The 21,665-nt window shown below is 65.4% G+C and carries 21 protein-coding genes; 6 read left to right on the top strand and 15 right to left on the bottom strand.

Annotated elements, in window-relative coordinates:
* Window positions 1-3: 3 nt before the first annotated feature.
* Window positions 4-1,347 (bottom strand): gluconate:H+ symporter, encoded by a 1,344-nt coding sequence (locus tag LDL28_RS03415; RefSeq protein ID WP_233057222.1) that lies wholly within the window; start codon window positions 1,345-1,347, stop codon window positions 4-6.
* 205 nt (window positions 1,348-1,552) lie between these two features.
* Here LDL28_RS03415 and LDL28_RS03410 point away from each other — a divergent pair, with 205 nt between their 5' ends.
* Window positions 1,553-2,302: a dienelactone hydrolase family protein gene (locus LDL28_RS03410; RefSeq protein WP_233057221.1), complete on the top strand. Its 750-nt coding sequence runs from the start codon at window positions 1,553-1,555 to the stop codon at window positions 2,300-2,302.
* Here LDL28_RS03410 and ubiA read toward each other — a convergent pair.
* On the bottom strand, window positions 2,292-3,209 hold the full coding sequence (gene ubiA / locus LDL28_RS03405; protein ID WP_233057220.1) for a 4-hydroxybenzoate octaprenyltransferase: 918 nt from the start codon (window positions 3,207-3,209) through the stop codon (window positions 2,292-2,294). The genes LDL28_RS03410 and ubiA overlap by 11 nt on opposite strands.
* A 174-nt stretch (window positions 3,210-3,383) precedes the next feature.
* Here ubiA and LDL28_RS03400 point away from each other — a divergent pair, with 174 nt between their 5' ends.
* From LDL28_RS03400 to LDL28_RS03385, 4 genes are all read left to right on the top strand, one after another.
* Complete coding sequence (locus LDL28_RS03400) at window positions 3,384-4,124, top strand: 16S rRNA (uracil(1498)-N(3))-methyltransferase (RefSeq protein ID WP_233057219.1); 741 nt, start codon at window positions 3,384-3,386, stop codon at window positions 4,122-4,124.
* Window positions 4,125-4,204: 80 nt separating this feature from the next.
* Window positions 4,205-5,617 (top strand): glutamate--cysteine ligase, encoded by a 1,413-nt coding sequence (locus LDL28_RS03395; RefSeq protein WP_233057218.1) that lies wholly within the window; start codon window positions 4,205-4,207, stop codon window positions 5,615-5,617.
* Window positions 5,618-5,814: 197 nt separating this feature from the next.
* On the top strand, window positions 5,815-6,771 hold the full coding sequence (mbfA, locus tag LDL28_RS03390) for an iron exporter MbfA (protein ID WP_233057217.1): 957 nt from the start codon (window positions 5,815-5,817) through the stop codon (window positions 6,769-6,771).
* A 74-nt stretch (window positions 6,772-6,845) separates the two neighbouring features.
* Entirely contained in the window at window positions 6,846-7,490 is a 645-nt protein-coding gene (locus LDL28_RS03385) for an outer membrane lipoprotein carrier protein LolA (protein ID WP_233057216.1), read from the top strand.
* 10 nt (window positions 7,491-7,500) lie between these two features.
* On the opposite strand, the gene rsmI is transcribed toward LDL28_RS03385, so the two are convergent.
* Entirely contained in the window at window positions 7,501-8,460 is a 960-nt protein-coding gene (gene rsmI / locus LDL28_RS03380; protein WP_233057215.1) for a 16S rRNA (cytidine(1402)-2'-O)-methyltransferase, read from the bottom strand.
* 65 nt (window positions 8,461-8,525) lie between these two features.
* Here rsmI and LDL28_RS03375 point away from each other — a divergent pair, with 65 nt between their 5' ends.
* On the top strand, window positions 8,526-9,824 hold the full coding sequence (locus tag LDL28_RS03375) for a penicillin-binding protein activator (RefSeq protein WP_233057214.1): 1,299 nt from the start codon (window positions 8,526-8,528) through the stop codon (window positions 9,822-9,824).
* A gap of 41 nt (window positions 9,825-9,865) precedes the next feature.
* Here LDL28_RS03375 and LDL28_RS03370 read toward each other — a convergent pair whose 3' ends face one another.
* The 12 genes from LDL28_RS03370 to pdxH all read right to left on the bottom strand — a co-directional run bounded on the left by LDL28_RS03370 (window position 9,866) and on the right by pdxH (window position 21,622).
* Window positions 9,866-10,216, bottom strand: a complete 351-nt coding sequence (locus tag LDL28_RS03370) for a hypothetical protein (protein ID WP_370636218.1) — start codon at window positions 10,214-10,216, stop codon at window positions 9,866-9,868.
* 154 nt (window positions 10,217-10,370) lie between these two features.
* On the bottom strand, window positions 10,371-11,303 hold the full coding sequence (locus LDL28_RS03365; protein WP_233057213.1) for a lauroyl acyltransferase: 933 nt from the start codon (window positions 11,301-11,303) through the stop codon (window positions 10,371-10,373).
* Window positions 11,300-12,289, bottom strand: coding sequence for a tetraacyldisaccharide 4'-kinase (gene lpxK / locus LDL28_RS03360; RefSeq protein ID WP_233057212.1), 990 nt, complete (start codon window positions 12,287-12,289; stop codon window positions 11,300-11,302). Before lpxK ends, LDL28_RS03365 begins: the two co-directional genes overlap by 4 nt.
* Complete coding sequence (locus LDL28_RS03355; RefSeq protein ID WP_233057211.1) at window positions 12,289-13,599, bottom strand: 3-deoxy-D-manno-octulosonic acid transferase; 1,311 nt, start codon at window positions 13,597-13,599, stop codon at window positions 12,289-12,291. Before LDL28_RS03355 ends, lpxK begins: the two co-directional genes overlap by 1 nt.
* 168 nt (window positions 13,600-13,767) lie before the next feature.
* Entirely contained in the window at window positions 13,768-14,256 is a 489-nt protein-coding gene (locus tag LDL28_RS03350; protein WP_233057210.1) for a DUF934 domain-containing protein, read from the bottom strand.
* On the bottom strand, window positions 14,243-15,931 hold the full coding sequence (locus tag LDL28_RS03345; protein WP_233057209.1) for a nitrite/sulfite reductase: 1,689 nt from the start codon (window positions 15,929-15,931) through the stop codon (window positions 14,243-14,245). Before LDL28_RS03345 ends, LDL28_RS03350 begins: the two co-directional genes overlap by 14 nt.
* Window positions 15,921-16,250, bottom strand: a complete 330-nt coding sequence (locus LDL28_RS03340; protein WP_233057208.1) for a DUF2849 domain-containing protein — start codon at window positions 16,248-16,250, stop codon at window positions 15,921-15,923. Before LDL28_RS03340 ends, LDL28_RS03345 begins: the two co-directional genes overlap by 11 nt.
* Before the next feature lie 145 nt (window positions 16,251-16,395).
* Window positions 16,396-18,279: an adenylyl-sulfate kinase gene (cysC, locus tag LDL28_RS03335; RefSeq protein ID WP_233057207.1), complete on the bottom strand. Its 1,884-nt coding sequence runs from the start codon at window positions 18,277-18,279 to the stop codon at window positions 16,396-16,398.
* Window positions 18,280-18,304: 25 nt separating this feature from the next.
* A complete protein-coding gene (cysD, locus tag LDL28_RS03330; RefSeq protein WP_025813855.1) occupies window positions 18,305-19,099 on the bottom strand; it encodes a sulfate adenylyltransferase subunit CysD in 795 nt (264 codons plus the stop codon).
* An 84-nt stretch (window positions 19,100-19,183) separates the two neighbouring features.
* Entirely contained in the window at window positions 19,184-19,876 is a 693-nt protein-coding gene (locus LDL28_RS03325; protein ID WP_233057206.1) for a phosphoadenylyl-sulfate reductase, read from the bottom strand.
* 166 nt (window positions 19,877-20,042) lie between these two features.
* Window positions 20,043-20,927: a universal stress protein gene (locus LDL28_RS03320; protein WP_233057205.1), complete on the bottom strand. Its 885-nt coding sequence runs from the start codon at window positions 20,925-20,927 to the stop codon at window positions 20,043-20,045.
* An 89-nt stretch (window positions 20,928-21,016) separates the two neighbouring features.
* Entirely contained in the window at window positions 21,017-21,622 is a 606-nt protein-coding gene (gene pdxH / locus LDL28_RS03315; RefSeq protein WP_233057204.1) for a pyridoxamine 5'-phosphate oxidase, read from the bottom strand.
* Between the last annotated feature and the right edge of the window lie 43 nt (window positions 21,623-21,665).

Here is a 21,665-nt window from a genome sequence, read left to right as displayed (position 1 = left end):
GACCTATCCCATAACCAGCGAGATCAGCAGCGCGAAGACCAGCCCGAGCACGGCTATCAGCGTCTCGATGACCGACCATGTCTTGATGGTCTGCCCCACGGACAGGCCCAGATATTCCTTGATCTGCCAGAACCCGGCGTCATTCAGCGGGCCAAGGGCCACCGAACCTGCCCCGGTCACGATCACCATAAGCTCGGGTGAGGCCGAATGCGTGCGCAGCAGGATCGGCCCGACAATGCCCGCGGCCGTGCTCATGGCGACCGTGGCCGACCCGGTCGCCACCCGCACCACGACGGCCAGCAGCCATGCCAGCACCAGCAGGGGCACATGTGCCCCAACGGCAAGGCTGGTAATGGCGGAAGACACCCCGCTATCGACCAGTTCCTGCCCGAACCCGCCGCCAGCACCCACCAGCAGCATGATCAGCGCGGTGGGGGCGAGACAGTCATTGGTGAATTTGAGGATCGTCTCGCGGTTGAAGCCACGGGCCGTGCCGAACACCTGAAAGGACAGCAGCGTCGCCACCGCAAGGGCGATATCCGTATTGCCGATGAAATGGAGCGCATTGTTCAGTGTCGAATGGGCCGGGGCCACGAAATCGCCCATCGAGCCAACCAGCATCATGATCACGGGCGAAAGGATGGTCAGAACCGTGATCCCGAAGCCGGGCATGCTTTCGGGCATGTCGTGGTTGACGAACTGCGCCTCCAGCGCGCTGCGCTGCACGGGGCCGATGCGGCCCGCGATGAAGCGGGCGTAAACCGGCCCGGCGATCGCCGCCACGGGCGTGCCGATGATGATGCCCCACAGGATCGTGCGCCCGATATCCGCATGATAGGCCGACAGGGCCAGCAGGGTGGCCGGATGCGGCGGGATCATGGCGTGCGTGACCGACAGCGCGGCCCCCAGCGGCAGCGCCAGCATGAGCAGCGGCACGTTGTTGCGCCGCGCCAGGGTGAAGGCCAGCGGAATCAGCAGCACGAAGCCGACTTCAAAAAACACGGGCAGCCCGACCAGCAGGCCGATGACCATCATGGCCCAGCTAATGCGTTTCCTGCCCGCCAGGTGGGTGATCGTGACGGCGATTCTGTCCGCCCCGCCCGATTCCGCCAGCATCTTGCCCAGCATCGTGCCCAGCGCGATCACGGTGGCCACGTGCCCCAGCACGCGCCCCGCGCCCGTCTCGAACGAGGCGATGGCCTTCTGCGGTGGCATGCCCGCACACAGCGCCAGCCCAAGCGATACCGCGAAGAGTACGATAAACGGGTTGATCTTGAACCGGGCGATCAGCACGATGACGGAGATGATCGCCAGCGTGGCAAGGGAGAATGCAAAGAGCGATGACATTATGGTTTCTGTAACAAATTCATGCCCCATACAGGACGTCGATGAACGGATATGTCAACGCATGAAGCTGTTTTTTGCGCAATAATTGAACAAAAACGCCCTATATTTCAGACCTGATATTACACATTTTCCTGCCTGTTCCCCTCGGTAGGCCGCGCGTAAGCTGTTATCGTGCGCCTTTGCGTCAGGAAACAGGATCACAGCCATGATTATCCATTCCGATGAGACGGCCGATACCCCAACGCCCTCGGGCATGATGCGGATGCATATCCATCGGCCCGCCATCGAGGGACGTTTTCCCGGAATTGTCCTTTTTTCCGAAATCTATCAGGTCACGGCCCCGATCCGCAGGCTGGCGGTGATGCTGGCGGGGCAGGGCTACGTCGTGTGCGTGCCGGAGGTGTATCATGAATATGAACCACCCGGCACCGTTCTGGCGTATGACAGGCCGGGAACGGATCGCGGCAATTTCCTGAAATATGAAAAACCGCTGGCGGCCTATGATCACGACGCCCGTGCGGCGCTGGACTGGCTGGCGGCCTATCCGCACTGCACCGGTGCGTTGGCCACGATGGGGGTCTGTCTTGGCGGGCATCTCGCCTTTCGCGCGGCTTTCGATTCCCGTGTGCGGGCAAGCGTGTGTTTCTACGCTACCGATATCCATTCCCACACGCTCGGCCATGGCCAGCATGACGACACGCTGGCGCGGGTGGCGGCGCTACGGGGTGAGGCGATGCTGGTGTGGGGGCGGCAGGATCCGCATGTCCCGTTTGCGGGGCGGCAGATGATCCGTGAGGCGCTGGAACAGGCGGGCACCCGCTATGAATGGCATGAATTCAACGCCCAGCACGCCTTCCTGCGTGATGAGGGGCCGCGTTTCGATCCGGCCCTTTTCCTGCTGGGCATGGATATGACCCGCCGGTTCCTGGGCCGTATCCTGCATCTCAGCGCGTAAGGCCACCCGCCAGCAGGGCGAGGGCGATGGCCAGCCCCGTTTCACGGTTGAAGCGGAACAGGCGCAGGCAGGTGGCGGGGTCGTTCTCATGCAGGCTGCGCACCTGCCAGCCCAGCAGCACGGCGGGAAGCACCAGCGCGGGCCAGAATCCATACCCCACATGGGCCACCCCCCCCGCCGCCGCCAGCCCCGCGAGGGTGAGCGCATAACACGTGCCCACGAACAGCCGCGCATGCCCGGCCATGAGGCGGGAGGTGGAGCGTACGCCGATGCGGGCATCGTCCTCCATGTCCTGAAAGCCGTATATGGTATCGAAGCCGAGCTGCCACACCACGGTCGCGGCATACAGCGCGCACAGCGCGGCATCGACCCGGTCCGCCGCCGCCGCGTAACCCAGCGGCGCGCCGAAACCGAAGGTGAACCCCATGACCAGTTGCGGCCACCATGTCACCCGCTTCGCCAGCGGGTAGAGCGCCACCAGTATGAGCGAGGACGCGCCCAGCACCTGCGATAGGGTGTTGAGGTTCATGAGGATGTTGAACCCGATCAGCAGCAGCGCGGCCAGGAACAGCGCCGCCTCGCGCATGGACAGCGCGCCCGATGCCAGCGGCCGGCCCGCCGTGCGGGCCACCTGGCGGTCGATGTCGCGGTCCCACATGTCATTGACCACGCAGCCCGCCGCCCGCATGACGATACTGCCGATGCCGAACAGCGCGATCAGGAATATCCGCCGCCCCACGGGCACGCCCGCGGGCAGCACGATGCCCCATACCCCCGGCAGGAACAGGAGCCACGTGCCGATGGGCCGGTCCAGCCGGGCCAGCAGCGCATAGGGGCGCAGGCGGGCGGGCAGGCGGCCGATCCAGCCATCCACCCGGATGTCGGTATGGGGAACAGGCTGGTTCACGACGCAACTCCTTGACTGCTTGATAGCGCGGGCGGGACCGGGTTTGCCGATGACGCAACGCCCCGTGGCTGCTAATGGCGAAACAGATGGGCCGGAAGTCCCCGCCGGGTCAAGGCTGGGCCGGAGCAATAACGGGCCCGGAGCATATGAAACTGTGAAAGGTTACCGCCTGGCATGAGAGATTGCCCGCGACTGTTCATTCCACCCGCGAACATCGACCCCATGGGGGCCGATGGGCTGCTCGACCTCGCACCGGGGCAGGCCCATTACCTGGGCACGGTGATGCGCCAGCAGGCCGGGGCGGAAGTGGAGGTTTTCAACGCGCGCGATGGCGCATGGCGGGGCGTGATCGCGCATCTGCGCCGCGACCACTGCCGCATCCGGCTTGTGGAGCGGAATCGGGCGCCTGCGGCGACCGCCGGCCTGTGCCTGCTGTTCGCCCCCCTCAAGCGTGATGCGACGGAAACGGTCATCCGCATGGGCACCGAACTGGGGGTGACACGTTTTCGCCCCGTCGTGACCGAGCGGACCAACACCCACCGGCTCAATGCCGCCCGGCTGGAAAGCATCGCCTGTGAAGCCGCCGAACAGTGCGAGCGGCTGGACGTGCCGGGCATCGACCCGCTGGTTCCGCTCCCGACCCTGCTTTCGCAATGGCCGGAAGGAACAACCCTGTTCGCGGCCCTTGAGCGCAGCGCGCGCCACGCGAGCCCCCCGGCACCCAGGGTGGGCGATAGCGTGCTGATCGGCCCGGAAGGCGGGTTTTCACCGCGTGAGCACGACATGCTGCGCACGCGCGCGTTCGTACGTCCGCTGTCGCTCGGGCCGCTCGTGCTGCGGGCCGATACGGCGGCGGCGGCGGCGCTTGCTCTTGTCGGGGCTGGTCTCGACACCGTATGTGGTACAGGCTTGTAGGTATCCAGCCCCTTTCCGGCATGCATTTCCGCCTGTCGCCAGCCTTAATCTGACTGTCATCTGAGGATATTGCCCCCGCCATGTCGAATCCCGGCGCGCACAATTCAAACGTCATCGAATCATTTGAACAGATGGTCGGCATACTCGCGGCGGGCGCTCGCCCCCGGTCGGAATGGCGGATCGGCACGGAACATGAAAAATTCGGCTTTGTGCGACCCGAGGCGGCGGGACCGCAGCGCAGGGCATGGTCGTCACCTCCATACGCGCCCCGGGGGATCGAGGCGCTGCTGCGTGCCCTCGCGGCGGAAAAGGGCGGCAGGCGGTGGGAAGAAATCATCGACCGCGATGCGCTGATCGGCCTCAAGGGCCTGGCGGATGCGAAGGGCGGCTCCATTTCGCTGGAACCGGGCGGGCAGTTCGAACTGTCCGGCGCGCCGCTGCGCACGCTGCATGAAACGGCGGCCGAAATGGACCGGCACTTCGCCGCCATCCGCCCCGCCTGCGCCGCGCTGGGCATCGGGTTCATGCCGCTGGGCTTTCACCCCACCGCCACACGCGCCGACATTCCGTGGATGCCCAAGAGCCGCTACGCGATCATGCGTGACTACATGCCCCGCGTGGGTACGCTGGGGCTGGACATGATGCTGCGCACCTGCACGGTGCAGGTCAATCTGGATTTCGGGTCGGAGGCGGACATGGCGCGCAAGATGCGTGTCTCCCTCGCCCTCCAGCCGGTGGCGACGGCGCTGTTCGCCAGTTCCCCGTTCTATGAAGGGCGTCCCAATGGCTTCATGTCCAACCGGGCGCGGGTATGGACGGATACCGATAACGCGCGGGCGGGCATGCCGCGCCAGTTCCTGAACGACGGGTTCAGCTTCGCCGCCTATGTGGAGTGGCTGCTGGACGTGCCGATGTATTTCGTCACGCGCGAAGGGCGGATGATCGACGTGGCGGGCAGTTCCTTCCGTGCGTGGCTGGAGGGGCGCAACCCGCCGGGGCTGGAGGGCGAGCGCCCGACGATCGGGGATTTCGAGGATCATCTGACAACCGTGTTCCCCGATGTGCGGCTCAAGCAGTTCCTTGAAATGCGCGGCGCGGATGCCGGATCGCCCGCCATGATGCTGGCGCAGTCGGCCCTGTGGACGGGCCTTCTCTATGACGACGCCACCCTGCACGCTGCTGAGGAACTGGTGCTGGAACACGGGTGGGATGAATATGTCGCGCTACGGGCCGAAGTGCCGCGCACCGGGCTGGATACGCCATGGGGGCGGGGGAACCTGCGCCCGCTGGCCGCGCGCATGATCGCGCTGGCCACCGATGGCCTGCGCGCGCGCGCGGCGCATGATGCGCAGGGGCGGGACGAGACGCGCCATCTCGCCCCGCTGCATGAAATCGCGGCGGGTGGTCCCACCCAGGCCGAAAGCTGGCTTGCCGCCTATCATGGTCGCTGGCAGGGCGATGTGACCCATATTTTCACCGAAGCGGCTGTCTGATCCCACTGCTTCAAGTAGTACGGGAGAAACGGGGTAGAAAAAATTCCGGCCTGTCCCGCAGGGGCATGCATTGCCGGGTGATGTGATCGAGAAGCATAATCATTTTCGATCTGTTTACTTGGCTGGCACAATCAGGAATCATTTGTGGCCATATAATATTATTGAGATGGCATGGGAATTTATGCATAAACTGAACTATGCGTAAATTCTCGTCCCTGTCAGATCAGGAAATCCTCGCGCTCGCTATCTCCAACGAGGAGGAGGACGGGCGCATCTATGCGGATTTCGCCTATGCCATCAGGGAAAACTACCCTGATACCGCCAAGATATTTACCGACATGACGGTGGAGGAGAATGCGCATCGCCGTACCCTCATCGACCTGTACACCCGGCGTTTCGGTTCCCATATCCCGCTGATCCGGCGGCAGGATATTGCTGATTTCATCGTGCGCAAGCCCGCGTGGCAGGTGCAGGCGCTTGGTATCGAGGCGGTGCGCCGCCATGCCCGGCAGATGGAGATGGACGCCGCGCGCTTCTACCGTCAGGCCGCGCTGCGCACGGCGGACGCGGCGACGCGCAGGCTGCTCGGGGATCTGGCCCATGCGGAGGACCAGCACGGCCAGGCCGCCAGCGCCATCGAGCACGACCGCCTGCCCAACGGCAAGCGCGAAACCGAGGATGAAGGCGCGCGCCGCCGTTTCGTGCTCCAGATTGTCCAGCCCGGCCTTGTGGGGCTGATGGATGGTTCGGTTTCCACGCTCGCCCCCGTTTTCGCCGCCGCCTTCGCCACGCACCTGCCCTGGAACGCCTTTCTGGTGGGCATGGCGGCATCGGTCGGGGCGGGGATTTCCATGGGCTTTGCCGAGGCGCTGTCCGATGACGGCAAGCTGTCGGGCCGAGGGGCGCCGCTGCTGCGCGGGCTGATCTGCGGTCTCATGACCACGGCGGGCGGGATCGGGCATACGCTGCCCTTCCTGATCAATGATTTTTCGGCCGCGATGATCGCCGCGATGATCGTGGTGGTGGTCGAACTGTTCGTGATTTCATGGATACGCTGGCGCTATCAGGAAACGCCCTTCGGCTCGGCCGTGGTGCAGATCGTGATCGGGGGGCTGCTGGTCTTTGTCGCGGGTGTGCTGATCGGCAGTTCCTGATCCGCCTGCCTTGATCTTGAACGCCCGTTGGGGCACCACTGGGCCGGTACCATCTGCATGGATTGCCCCCTGTCATGAGATTTTTCCGCCCTGTCGCCACCGCCTGCGCGCTGGCCTGCCTGTCCGCTGGCGTCATGCGCGCCCCCGCCGCCGGGGCGCAGGAGCAGATGGCGGTCGGTGCGTCCGATCAGGATCATGCCCTGCTGGAACGCGTGGAGCATCATCTGGACGCGATCAGCCTGCTCAAGGCCCGTTTCCGCCAGACCGCGCCCGATGGCGGGCAGACAACCGGCACCGCGTGGATCGACCGGACGAATCGCCGCATGCGGTTCCAGTACGATCCCCCCAGCCCGCTGCTGCTGGTGGCCAATCACGATCAGGTCGTGTTCAATGACAGCCAGCTCGACCAGACCACCACCATGCCCATGGACAAGACCCCGCTGGGGTTGCTGCTGCGCCCGCATCTCCAGCTTTCGGGTGATGTGACCGTCACCGGCCTGTCACGCGACGGCAATGCGGTGAACATCACGGTGGTACGCACCGATTCCCCCGGTGATGGCAGCCTGACCCTGCTGTTCCATGACAGCCCGCTGCTGCTGCGGGGCTGGATCATCCAGGACGCGCAGGAGCAAACCACCCGGGTCGATCTGCTCGACATTCACGCAGGCGGCGCAATGCCGCCGGATTCGCTGTTCAATACAGACCTGCCCGAACACTGAACTGCGGGGGCTATGACGGGCCGCGCGCCAGTTCCAGCGCGCGGGCATAGACCGTGCGGCGCGGCAGGCTGGTAATGCCCGCCACCAGCGCCGCCGCGTCCTTGACCGACAGGGTCTGCAACGCCGCGCGCAACTGGCTGTCCAGGTCATTGGCCGTGCTGTCATCACGCAGCGGGGGGCCAAGCACGACGGTAATCTCGCCCCGCGCCGGATTTTCGGCATAATGGGCGGCAAGTTCGGCCACGGTGCCGCGCCGTACCTCCTCGAAGCGTTTGGTCAGTTCGCGTGCCACGGCGGCCGGGCGTGCGCCCCCCATGACGGCGGCAAGGCTCGCCAGCATTTCCGCCAGCCTGTGCGGGGCTTCATGCCAGATCAGGGTGGCGGACAGCCCCGCGCATTCCGCCGCATGCAGTTGTGAAAGTACGCCGCGCCGCGCCGCCTCACGCGGGGGCAGGAATCCCGAGAACATGAAGGGATGCGGCGGCAGGCCGGACAGGGTCAGCGCCATGACCGCCGCATTGGCGCCCGGCACCGCGCTGACCCGGCCGCCCGCGGCGATGATGGCGCGCACCAGCCGGTAGCCGGGATCGGACATGAGCGGCGTGCCCGCATCCGAAATCACGGCGATGCGCCGACCCGCGGCAAGTTCATCGAGCAGGGCGGGGATCTGCTGTTCCTCGTTATGGTCATGCAGGGGGCGCGTGCGGGTGTGGATGCCGTATTCACGCAGCAGGCGCGCGCTGGTGCGTGTATCCTCGCACAGCACCAGATCGGCGGCCGCCAGCGTTTCGACCGCGCGGCGGCTCATGTCACCCAGATTGCCGATGGGCGTGGCGACGAGAACGAGTTCACCCTCACGAAGCTGAACCGAAACGGTTTCATCCGCGTTCCCGGCATGACGGGCGGTACATTCTCCGCTATGTACCGTATGGTGTGATTTTGAAGGCGAGGAAGATGAGGCGTCAGACATTCGGAACCCGGATACAAGGACAGGATGTTGATTCTGCCTCTCCACGTCGTGCATGCAAGCGCTTATTGCTGTCGGGGCTGGCCCTGGCCACCCTGAGCGCCTGCGCCTCCACCCCGACCCGCAAGGCCCCGCATGTCACCGCCCCCCCGGTGGGGCGCAATGTGGGCGTGCTTTTGCCGCTGAGCGGCGCCAATGCCGGGCTGGGGCAGGAAATGCTGGTCGCGGCCCGCATGGCCATGAACACGCCCACCGCCCCGACACTGGACGTGCATGACACTGCGGCCGCCGGCAGCAATGCAACCGCCGCCGCGCAGGCCGCCATCGCCGCCGGTGATGGTCTGATCCTTGGCCCGCTGACCGCTGATGAAACGATGCAGGCCGCGGCCGTAACCGCGCCGGTCAGTGTGCCCATGCTGGCGTTCACCAGTGACATGTCGGTCGCACGGCCCGATGTATGGACGCTGGGCATCGCGCCGGAGCAGCAGGTGCGCCGCATGGTCGCGCTTGCCGTCCAGAAGGGCAGGCAGCATTTCGCGGCCTTCCTGCCCGATAACCGGCTCGGTCACGCACTGGGGCAGGCGCTGGCGCAGATCTGCGGGGAATACGGGCTACAGTCGCCCCAGATCATGTTTCATGACGGCACGCAGAACACGATCACGGCCAACCTGAACACCCTGTCCGCCTATGACAGCCGCGCCGCCACCGTGCCGCAGGCCGACCCGGCGGAAAAGGCGGCCAACAAGACTGTCGAGTCGCTGCCCGCATCCGAGGCGCTGGACCCCATCAACCCCGATGGCGCGCCCCTGCCGCAGGCCACGCAGGACAGCACCACGCTGCCGCCGCCGCTCAACATCGCGCAGGACATGCCGCCCGCGCCATTCGATGCGCTGCTGCTGGGGGATACGGGGCTGCAACTGGGCATGATCATCAATGCGCTGGGGCAGATGCACGTGGACAGCGCGCATGTGCAGATCATGGGGCCGGGGCTGTGGGGTGCTTTCGCCAGCAAGCTGTCCGCGTTGCAGGGCGCGTGGTACGCCGCCCCCGATCCGGCCAGCCGCCAGGCCTTCATTCAGCAGTTCATGGCTGCCTATCACCACATGCCCACGCCGCTGGCGGATCTGACCTATGATGCGGCGGCGCTGGTGAAGACGCTGGACCAGAACCGCCCCGCTGGCAGCGCCAATGGCTATTCGGTGCAGGCGCTGACCCGCCCCGACGGTTTTGGCGGGGTAGATGGCGTTTTTGGCCTGATGGACGATGGAAAGACGCGGCGTGACCTGGCCGTGTTCCAGATTCTGCCCAGCGGCGGCAGTGTCATGGTGGCTCCCCCCGCCGGTAAGCTGGGCCACGACGGCAATTAGGCAGGGAGCCGGGAGAGCAGCGTAATACCGTTCGCGGCCATTCAGGCCGCGGCGGTCGCGCCGCAGGCCAGGACGGGACGGATGGCGTGAAGCGCCGCTTCAAAGCTGCGATAGGTTGCCAGCGGGTGATTGCGAATCTGGTCGATCAGCATCCAGCCCATGCCTTCGGGCCGGATCATGTAGGCCGGATTGGCGTTTTCGCGCACCCAGACCAGGACATGCTCGATATCGGGCTCGTCATGTTCATTATGGCTGGTGATATCGGCATCACACAGGCCCATGCACGCACCAGCCTGTAGCCAGCGCATCAGGTATTCACGGTGACGGGGAAGAAAACCCTGCCGCAGGGATACAACTTTGTTCGAGAAGTCCCGTTGTTCCATCGTGCTCATTTTATTGGCTCTCTGACCTGTCGTGGCGTGACAATGTAAGAATATGCTATTGGCGCATGGCTGCTTTGCCAAACTAAATCCGACAGGAAAAGCCGAAGAAACAGGCAGAAATTGGGACCTGTGGCAAAAAAACAATAAATTTAAACAAAAACGATTACTTTTTAGGCAGTATTTCGGGCAGTTGCACATTCCATCGGCGGTGAATCCATAACCAACTGCCCGGATATTGGCGTATCGTGCTTTCAAGCCAGTCATTGACCATCTGGGTCAGCTCCATCTGGTCCTGCGCCCGGTCGCCGCCCGCAGGTAGGTCGAGGGGGGGATGGACATGAATACGTAGCCGTGCCGGTCCCAGTCGTTCGACATAACCGGGAATGACCGGGCAGCGCAGTTTGATCGCCATGGCCGCCATGGCCCCCGCCGTCATGGCGGGCAGGCCGAAGAACCGGGCCGCCACGCCGTCATTCATTTTCTGGTCCACGAGCATGCCCAGATGCCCGCCCCTGAGAATATGCGCCAGCGCCCCGCGTGCGCCATGCGCCCCCTTGGCGAACAGCGGCACCGGCTGGCCCATGGCCTGATCGCGCAGGTCGCGCAGGATACGGTCCACCAGCGGATTGTTCGGCGCACGGTAAAAGGATGAGAAGGGCAGCCCGTAACGCGCTACCGCCGGGGGCAACATTTCCCAGTTGCCGATATGGCCGGATACGAAAATGGTGGGGCCGCCGCGTGCTTCCTGCGCGCGGAGGTAGTCTTCCCCCACCACATCCCATCCCGGCCCGCTGGCCGGATTGCGGGGCAGGGTGGACAGATGCGGGAATTCCCCCGCGTTGCGGCCGATATTGTCCCACATGTCGCGGATTACGCGGCGGCGCATCCCCGCATCAAGTTCCGGCATGGCCCGGCGCAGGTTGGCGTCCGCAATACGGGATACCGGCAGCCTTGGCCCCACGGTGCGGCACAGCCATCCACCAAGGTTCGAGGCCCGGACCGGGCCGATGCGGCGGAATATGGACAGGAGGCCACGCACCAGCAACGCTTCGGCATGCATCCGCCGGGTGGGTCGGGGGGAAGGTTTATCCGTCATCCGTCTTTCATCCTGCCCAGCCACAGGTCAAGTATGTGCTCGGGCATGGTGGGAAGGGTCCATTCCAGTTGAAGGCCGACCGTATGGACATGCGCGCGAAAGGCGGGGGGGAGGCGCACGGCATCTTTCTCGGTCGTGACGAGACAGGCATCCCATTCCTCCGCCAGCGCGCATAGTCGCCTGCACTCCGCTGCGGTATAGACATGGTGGTCGGCAAAGGCGAGGCCGCGGCGCGGCCGGAGACCACACCGGGCAAGCCCGTCAAAAAACTTGGCGGGACGCCCGATCCCGGCAAAGGCGATGACGGGCCGGTCGGCTGGCACATCGTGCGTATTCTCGCGCAACCGGGCGGTGAAGCATGGCGGGTCGCCCCCCAAGGTGGCGGCAATGCCGTGCAGGTCCGGGCCGATCACGACCACGCCACCAGCCCGCGCCAGCCCCGCGGCGACCGGCTCGCGCAAGGGACCGGCGGGAAGGACACGGCCATTGCCGAATCCCACATACCCGTCCACCACGACAAGGCTTGCGTCCTGATGCAGGGTCGGGTTCTGGAAGCCATCATCCATAATCAGGCAGTCCGCGCCATCGGCTATCGCCCTACGGGCTGAAACCGCGCGGTCCGCCCCGACGTAGCACGGTGCGATACGGGCCAGCAGCAGGGGCTCGTCCCCTACGTCGCGGGGGGTATGGGTTGCGGGATTCACCCGCGTTCCCGCAGGTGCGTGGCCCCCGTACCCACGTGAGAGGATGGCGGGCCTGCGCCCGCGTGCCATGGCGCGCTGCGCCAGATCCAGCACCACCGGCGTCTTGCCGGACCCCCCCGCGCCGATATTGCCGCAGCACAGCACGGGCACGCAGGCCCGCCACCCTGCGCGGCGAAGGCGATAGGCCGTACCCGCCGCGTAAAGAAAGCCCAGTGGCGAGAGCAGCCGTGCCGCAAGCCCCGCATGTCCGGGCCTGCGCCACCAGAATGAGGGCGCGCGCATCAGGGCGCGCCCAGCGTAATCAGGGCCTGCGCCACCTGCCGCGCGATATCCGGGTCGGGTAGCACATGGCGACGGGCGGCATCTCCGGCGGCGGCAGGCGCGCCTGCGTGCCCGATGAGGGAGACAACCCACTGGGCGATATCCTGCGCTGTCATGACATGGCGCACGCTATCGCCCAGCCGGGCATAAGCCTGGCGGAAATTATCAATTCCGGGGCCACTGGCCAGCGCGCAGCCCGCGCGCGCGGGTTCCACCGGGTTATGGCCGCCCCCCGTGCAGCCCGGCAGGCTGTTGCCCAGCAGGACAGGTGCGGCAAGGGCATAGAACAGGCCGGTCTCACCCAGCGTGTCGCAGATCCATACGGAATCCCGCACCGTGGGAACCTGCCCTGCCGCACGGCGGGGAACAGGTCCGCCGGACAGGTCCGCGATCTCTTTGCCCCGCTGGGGATGGCGGGGAATGATGATGGTCAATGCATCGGGCACCGCCTGCCGGATCAGGTGCGCGGCCTGAAGTATTTCCGCATCCTCGCCATGGTGGGTCGAAGCCGCGACCCAGACCGGCCGACCGGCAAGGGACTGGCGGAGTTCGGCCAGCGCCGCCGGATCATAGGGCAGGGGGCCGGCTGCATCCTTCAGGTCCGCGATCAGGTCGATCCGGCCCGCGCCACCGTGCACCAGGCGGCGGGCATCTTCCTTGCTGCGCGCCATGACCCATGCAAGGCTGGACAGCATCCGGCGCAGCAGGCACGCGGCCTTCCGCCATCCCGCCAGCGAACGGTCCGACATCCGGCCACTGAGCAGCGCCACCGGGACATGCCGCGCCATGCAGGCGGCGATCAGGTTGGGCCAGAGTTCACTTTCCACCAGCGCGGCCACATCGGGCCGCCAGAAGTCCAGAAACCGGGCGACCCAGCGCGGCACGTCCAGCGGCGCGAACTGATGATGGACCCGTTCATGGCCAGGCAGGTCCGCCAGACGCGCATGCAGGATTTCCGCGCCGGAAATGGTGCCGGTCGTGACCAGAACATGCTGTTCGGCACTGGAGTGGAGGATTTGCCCGATGACCGGCATGACCGCCACCGTCTCCCCCACGCTTGCGGCATGAAGCCAGATCAACCGGCCCGCAGGCCGCCTGCACGGGGCAAAACCACGGCGTTGCGGCAGGCATGCCGCGATCTCCTTGCCCCGGCGCACCCGCCGCCACAGGTTAAGGCGCAGGGCCGGGGCCAGCAGCGTGGCCAGCCCCCGCCATCCAGCCCCCAGAATGGCGCCGCACAGGCGCTGCATCAGGTGGTCGGGGTGGGTCATGCCTGTACCGGCGGGAAAACAGGGTTGCGCATCACCTTGCGGTAACACGCCTCATGGTGGCGGAAAAGGATATGCATTCCCTGCCACCCCGCCCGCCCCCGCATGGGCCACAGGGGCGGGGCGTTCCGGGCGGCATGCCATGCGCAAGGGATGGGAGATGCGGGGCCTTCAGCCCAGAAAGCGGCGCAGGCCCAGGCCCTGCCTGCGTTCATGCAGGATGGAAGGCTGGTAGGCGATGGAAAAGCGTTCATGCGCCTGCTGCCATACCGACACATCTTCCGCCCGTTCGGTTTTCACGGTGGTCATGCCACAGCGCAGCATGAACTCGTACTGGTCGGGCAGGGGCTTGCCGGTTGCGCGGATTTCCCCGGTGAAGGACAGATGCTCACGCAGCGCACGCGCCTGCGTAAAGGCCCGGCCATCGCGGAACGTGGTGAACGTTACCGCCACCAGTTCCAGCCGGGGCAGGACATGATGGAGCTGGCGCACATCCACATCCGGCCCAATGGCGACGCCCAGCGGGGCCTGACCCGTGCGGGCCAGCCCTTCCTCAAGCCGTTCAAGGGGGACGATCACCGCGCCATCGGGCAGTGGCGCGCCCTCCACGGCTTCCGTCCAGCGATCTTCCGTAATGCGGCCATTCTCAAGCAGAGGCATAGACGGCATCCTTGAAGCTGGCGGCGCCGAGGCGCCGGTATGTGTCGATAAACTGTTCGCCTTCGGTCCGCAGCACCAGATAGGCGTCGATCAGCCGGGCGATGGCGTCAACCGTTTCATCTTCCGGCAGGGCCGGGCCGATGATCTGCCCGATGGCCACGTCATTGCCAGCCGATCCGCCAAGCGTGAGCTGGAAGAATTCCTCCCCCCGCTTGTCCACGCCCAGAATGCCGATATGGCCCGCATGGTGATGCCCGCAGGCATTGATGCAGCCCGAGATGTTGATGTGCAGCCTGCCAATACGTTCCTGCAGTTCAGGACTGGCAAAGCGTGCGCTCAGTTTCTGCGCGATGGGAATGGAGCGCGCATTGGCCAGCGAGCAGTAATCCAGACCGGGGCAGGCGATGATGTCGCCCACCAGCCCGATATTGGGCGTGCCCAGACCGGCGGCGACCAGCCTGCGCCACAGTTCGTGCAGCCGGTCCTTGCGCACATGGCCCAGCACCACGTTCTGCATGTGGGTGACGCGGATTTCGCCAAACGACCAGCCATCGGCCAGGTCCGCGATCACATCCATCTGGTCCGCCGTGACATCACCGGGGATGCCGCCGTCGGGCTTGATGGAAATCACCACGCTGGTAAAGCCCGGATGCCGGTGGGGGTGGGTGTTGGTGCGTACCCAGCGGTCGAATGCCGGATCCGCCTTGCGCCCGGCCGCCAGCGTGTCCGCCGCATCGGCCGGGGCATCAAGGGCGGGAATCCCGAACCGGGCGCGGATCCCCGCGACGATATCGGGTTCCAGCCGATAATCGGCCCGGTTCATGAGCGCGAATTCGGCATCCACCTTCTCACGGAATGTCTCGACCCCGAGCGCCTGCACAAGGATCTTGATGCGGGCCTTGTACATATTGTCCCGTCGGCCATAGGCGTTATAGACGCGCACGATGGCCTCAAGGTAGGCGACAAGGTCTTCCTCGGGCAGGTTGTCGCGCAGCAGCACGCCGATGATGGGCGTGCGGCCAAGCCCGCCGCCCACGAACACGTCAAATACCGGCCGACCCTGCGGACCGGGCCGGGCGACAAGCCCGATATCATGGAAACGCGCGGCCACGCGATCCTGCGGGCTGCCGCTGATCGCAATCTTGAACTTGCGCGGCAGGAACGCGAATTCCGGGTGCAGCGTGGACCACTGGCGCAGGATTTCGGCATGGATGCGCGGATCGAGCAGTTCATCGGCGGCGGCCCCGGCGAATTCATCGCAGGTGACATTGCGGATGCAGTTGCCGCTGGTCTGTATGGCGTGCATGTCCACATCGGCCAGGCGTTCAAGGATGTCGGGCGTGTCCTCAAGCCGGATCCAGTTGAACTGCATGTTCTGCCGCGTGGTGAAATGGCCGTAATCACGGTCATAGGTGCGTGCGATATGCGCCAGCGCGCGCATCTGGTCCGCGCCGAGCATGCCGTAGGGAATGGCCACGCGCAGCATGTAGGCATGCAACTGGAGGTACAGCCCGTTCATGAGGCGCAGCGGCTTGAATTCGTCTTCGGTCAGGTGCCCGGCGATGCGGCGGTTCACCTGCTCACGGAACTGGGCCACGCGCTGGGAAAGGAAGGTACGGTCAATCTGGTCATAGGCATACCGTCCAACCGGCAGGGTCGCTGTGTTAGTGGACATCGGATGTCTCCACGGGAGCGAATTCAGGGTGGACGCTCGGCCCGAAGGCACGGATGCGCTCGCGCACTGTCAGGGGGGTGACGCCAGCCGCCGTGGGGTCAAGCTGCACGCCGTAAATGCCGATGACCCGCCGCGCATCGGGTGTGGCGCGGATCTGCTTTATGGTCGCCTCCACATCCGCGTTATCAATGATGCGGGCATGGCTGACCGTTTCCGACCATCCCGTTCCGGTCAGCCAGACGATGCGGCCATCAAGCAGGCGGTTGGCCGTGATGACGCTTGTACCGGTCAAATCCCGGCGGTTGTTCCTGACATCCACTTCTGAACCGTTTCCTATTCAGGCGGCAGGCTTGTTCTGCCGCGACTGGTCTATACACCGCCCGCACCCGCGTGTCCGGTGTCCATCCCGCAACCCGGCGCTGGTTTCATGTGGCCCGCCCCATGGCTGGGGCGGGCCCGCATGATCAGGAGCGCGCGCGCCCCGCCGCACCGTCGATGCGGATCGCATCCCCGATGAAGGTCGCAAGCTGGGTCGCGGTTTCATCGCTGCCGCGCTGCGCCGTCTCCAGCCGCAGGGCTGGGGTGGCAGGGGCTTCGTACGGGGCGTCGATGCCGGTGAAACCGGCAATCTTGCCCGCGCGCGCCGCCGCGTACAGCCCCTTGGGGTCACGCTGTTCGCATGTGGCCTGCGGGGTGTCGATGAAGATTTCGTAAAAACCGTCCCCCACGATCTGGCGGGCCAGTTCACGGTCCGCGATGGTGGGTGAGATCAGCGCCACGATCACGACCTGACCGCTTTCCGCCAGGATCCGGGCCACGGCCGCGGCGCGGCGGACGTTTTCACGCCGGTCCGCATCCGAAAAGCCAAGGTCCGAACACAGCCCGGCGCGCAATGTATCCCCATCCAGCACCGACACATCGACGCCACGGGCAAACAGGCGGTTTTCCGCCGCGCGGGCCAGCGTGCTCTTGCCAGCACCCGGCAGGCCGGTCATCCAGAACACGCCGCCACGGTGCCCCCGGGCCTGCGCGCGGTCCCACAGCGAAACGGTGCTGCCCGTGGGGTGGATGGCGTTGCGGCCCGCGACACTTTCGGCCACGCCGACCAGCGGCGCGCCGCCCACGATCTGCTGGTTGCGGTCAACCAGCACGCCGCGACCATCCGCCGTGCCGGGCAGGAAGGGGTCGAACAGCATGGTCTCGGAGACTGCCAGCGTAATTTCGGCAAAGCCTTCGGGCGGCACTTCCTCGGCGGGGTGTTCGGTCAGGTCTTCCAGCCGGACAACGGAGTCGATGGCGGCGACCGTCACCTGGTGTTCCGCCGTGGCGAGGCGCAGCCTGAAGCTTTCACCCACGCGCAGCGGTTCCTGGCGCAGCCAGAACAGGCGCGTGCGGATACGTGCGGCCCGCAGCGGCGCGTCGGATGCCGGGAACAGGAAATCCCCGCGATCGGGAATCACGTCCGGCTCCAGCGTCACGGCCACGGACTGCCCGGCAATGGCGGCGACCTGCGGCGCTGTGTGCCAGCTTTCGATCGTGGCGATGCGTGCGCGCGCACCATGTGTGCCAACCACCACTTCGTCGCCCACGCGGATGCGGCCACGCTCGATGCGTCCCACCACCACGCGCTTGGTGTCGAAGCGGTAGACATCCTGCACCGGCAGGCGCAGCGGCAGGTCCGCGCGCGAAGAGGGCGCGGGTACCTGGGCCAGCGCCTCGGTCAGGGTCGGGCCCTTGTACCATGCCATCTTGTCCGAACGGCTGGCGATGTTGTCACCCTCACGCGCGGAAGCGGGCACGAACACGGTCGGCTCGATTTCAAGCTGGCGCAGCAGTTCGGTCACCTCGCGCTCGGCGGTCTCGATCTTGTGCTGGTCGTAGTCGAGGATATCGACCTTGTTCATCAGCACGATCACGTGGCGGATACCGATCAGGCGCAGCAGCATGGCGTGGCGGCGGGTCTGCTCCTGCGCGCCTTCATTGGCGTCAATGACCAGAACGGCGGCTTCGGCATCGGCCGCGCCGGTGATCATGTTGCGCAGGAACTGCCGGTGGCCCGGCGCGTCCACGATCACGAACTGCCGGTCGCCCAGACGGAAGGGAATGCGGGTGGAATCAACGGTTACGCCCTGATCACGTTCGATCTGGAGGCTGTCGAGCAGGAAGCTCCATTCAATCGTCAGGCCGCGCTTCTTGCTGGATTCGATAATCTGCGCGACACGCCCCTCGGGCAGGCTGTCCGTATCATACAGCAGGCGTCCGATCAGCGTGGACTTGCCGTGATCGACATGGCCCACGATCACGATGGGGGTGGCGGCTTCCTGCGGGGCAGGGATCGTTGTACTCATTGTATTGTAACTCCGTCCTGTCCGCTCAGAGATAGCCGGCCACGCGCAGGCGTTCGAATGCATCCTCGGATTCATGGTCCATGGCGCGACCGGCGCGCTCGGACGTGCGGGATGTTTCCAACTCCGCGATCACTTCCGCCACCGTTACGGCGTTGCTCTCGACCGGGCTGGTGATGTCCTGATCCCCCAGCGAGCGGTACCGCTTGCCGTCCTTGGCGAAATACAGGTCGACCAGCGGGATGTTCTCACGCTCGATATAACGCCAGATGTCGATCTCGCGCCATGAAAGCAGCGGGTGGACACGCACATGCATCCCGGCTTCGTGCGGGGTGGCGTACTGGTCCCAGAATTCGGGGGGCTGGTTGCGCACGTCCCATTTGTGGCCCGAGCCGCGGGGGCTGAACACGCGTTCCTTCGCACGGGTGGCCTGTTCGTCGCGGCGGATCCCGGCGATCACGCCCGCCAGCTTGTATTTGTCGATCATCGCGGCAAGGCCCGCGGTCTTGCGCGCGGCGGAACGTGCGGCGGGCGGCAGGGTGGGGTCGATGTCCTCAACCGGCGGGCAGTCGCCCAGCAGCAGCTCAAGATCCCATTTCTTGGTATATTCATCGCGGAATTTGTACATTTCCGGGAATTTCTTGCCGGTATCCACATGCATGACCGGGAAGGGGACGCGGCCAAGGAAGGCCTTGCGCGCCAGCCAGATCATGACATTGGAATCCTTGCCCAGCGACCACAGCATCGCCAGCGGCTTCAGCTTCCGGTAGGCTTCACGCAGGATGAAGATACTCTGGGCCTCAAGTTGGTCGAGATCGTCCATGGAATTACAGACCTTCCATAACAGGAAAGAAAACAGGAAAAACACTTGGCCCGGCCCGGGCCGATGAAAGAGGTGAAACCGGTTTCAGCCTATCTCGCGAACATGGATACCACATTCCGTCTTGGATTGTCCGGCCCAGCGTCCCTGGCGCGGATCCTCGCCTTCGCCCACCGGGCGGGTGCACGGCGCACACCCGATGGAGGGGTACCCCCGCAGTGTCAACGGGTGGCGTGGCAGGTTGCGGCGCGTCATTTCCGCATCGAGCGCGCGCGGGGTCCAGGTGATGAGGGGGTTGATCTTGATCTTCCCCTGGCCGGCTTCCTCGACGACGGGCAGGTTCTGCCGTGTCGCGGCCTGCGAGCGCTTGCGCCCCGTGATCCAGGCATCGAAGGGAATGATCGCCTCATCCAGCGGTTCGACCTTGCGCAGCGCGCAGCAGGCATCGGGGTCGAAGGCCCAGAGCTGGCCCTCCGGGTCGCGTTTTTCGATCTGGCGGGGTGCGGGGTGCAGGTCGCGCACATCGCTCAGGCCCAGCACGCGGGCCAGTTCCTGCCGGTAAGCCAGCGTTTCGGGGAAATGCTGGCCCGTTTCAAGGAACAGGACAGGCACGGCGGGGTCGATTTCCGCCGCCAGCGCCAGCATGACGGCGGATTCCGCCCCGAAGGAGGATACAAGCGCGATACGCCCGCGCAGCCGCGTCAGGGCGACACGAAGCACTTCGGATGCGTTCTCGCCCGCCTGCTTCAGTTCAGCCACAATATCCGCGTTGATGCGCATAATCTTCCCCACACCGGATTTTACACTAGGTTACGGCGTTCTTTCCCCGCACACCTAATCCCCACCGGGCGTAAAATCAAGGGATGGTGCCACATTCATACACTTTTATCCGCATATTGCGGGCATGTACCCTACACGGCGCGCGCAACGGGCGGAGCGGGACGGGTCAGCGGCTCATGAGCACGGCAAGATCACTGTTTTCCAGCACATGCCGTGTCACCCCGCCCAGGATCATCTGCCGCAGGCGGGAGTGGGAATAAGCGCCCATCACCACCATATCGGCCCCGAAATCATGGGCCGCGGCCATCATGTCCTCACCCACCGGGCGGTAATCACTCCCAAATTTGTGAATAGTGGCGTCGACGCCGTGCAATGCCAGATAGGCCCCCACATGCCGGGCATTCGGGCCGGGGCGCTGATAGGCGGGGCTGTACAGGATCTGGACGGCTTCAGCGCGGCGGATCAGCGGCATGGCGTGATGGATGGCGGACGCCGCCTCGGACGTGCCGTTCCAGCCGATGCAGATGCGCCGCCCGAGGCTGGCGGGCGCGTCGGGCGGTACGATGATGACGCCGCGACCACTTTCAAACAGCACCGCGTGCAGTGTGTCGGAGGAGGCGACATCGCCTTCCGGATCCGGTTGCCGCACGACCACTATATCCGAAAGCCGCGCCTGAAAGGCCACGACGCTGCGGGTATGCCCCTTATGGGCCAGGAAGCTGGCGGTCGGGCCACGCGGCGCGTCGGGGGGCGCGAGCGGAGCGTCGCCTGTCAGGACGGGAATATGCGCATCACGGGTGAAATCATGGAACAGCCTGCGCACGTCCTTGAGGTGGGTGGCGCTTTCCTTCAGCGCCGCGCTGATCATGTCCTCCATCATCGCGCCCGACAGGCCTTCTCCCATCAGGGGGCCGATTTCCTGCATGTCGGTACCTACATGCAGGACAGTGAGATGCGCATCGAACATGCGTGCGATCTGACCACCCACGTCCAGCGCGCTTTCCGCGTGGTTCGTACTACCAAGTGGCAGCAATATGCTCCGCACGCACATCAGGACACCTCCATCTTTCGTCCATCGGGGCCGGTGGACAGCCAGCCCCTGGTTTTCGAAAACGGATCAGGCCGCGTTAAGTTCTGGATTTACGGATAAAGCCGCTGCGCGTCCCAGCTTTCGCCCCGCCGGTCCCACACCACCCGGTCATGCAGGCGATAGGGCCGGTCGTGCCAGAATTCGAAATGCTGCGGCACGACACGAAAGCCGGTCCAGTTGGCGGGGCGCGGGATGAAGGCGTCGGGGTCGGGGTAACGGGCCTCCAGATCCGCGATCGCCTTTTCGAACACGGCGCGGTCCGGCATCGGGTGGGACTGGTTGGAGGCAATGGCGCCAAGGCGCGATATGCGGCTGCGGCTGGCGAAATAGGCATCGGCCTCGGCCGTGGTGACGGGTTCGACCGGGCCTTCTATCCGGATCTGGCGGCGGATGCTCTTCCAGTGGAACAGCAGCGCCGCATGGGGGTTGGCCCTGAGGTCATCGGCCTTGCGGCTGTTCAGGTTGGTGTAGAACACGAAGCCGCGCCGGTCCGCCCCCTTGAGCAGGATCATCCGGACCGAGGGCCTGCCATCCGCTGTGGCCGTGGCCAGCGCCATGGCGTTCGGGTCGTTGGGTTCATGTGCGCTCGCATCACGCATCCATGCATCGAACAGGTCGAACGGGTCCGCATCGGGGTTGATAAGGGGAAGGGTCATGAACGTCAGGTTCCGCATGGCTGTCTGTCTCGTAACCGGCCGC

The sequence above is a fragment of the Komagataeibacter sp. FNDCR2 genome (genome assembly GCF_021295395.1).
Taxonomy (GTDB): domain Bacteria; phylum Pseudomonadota; class Alphaproteobacteria; order Acetobacterales; family Acetobacteraceae; genus Komagataeibacter.
The sequence above is the reverse complement of the archived record's forward strand: the minus strand, read 5'-3'. Positions and strand labels throughout refer to the sequence as shown.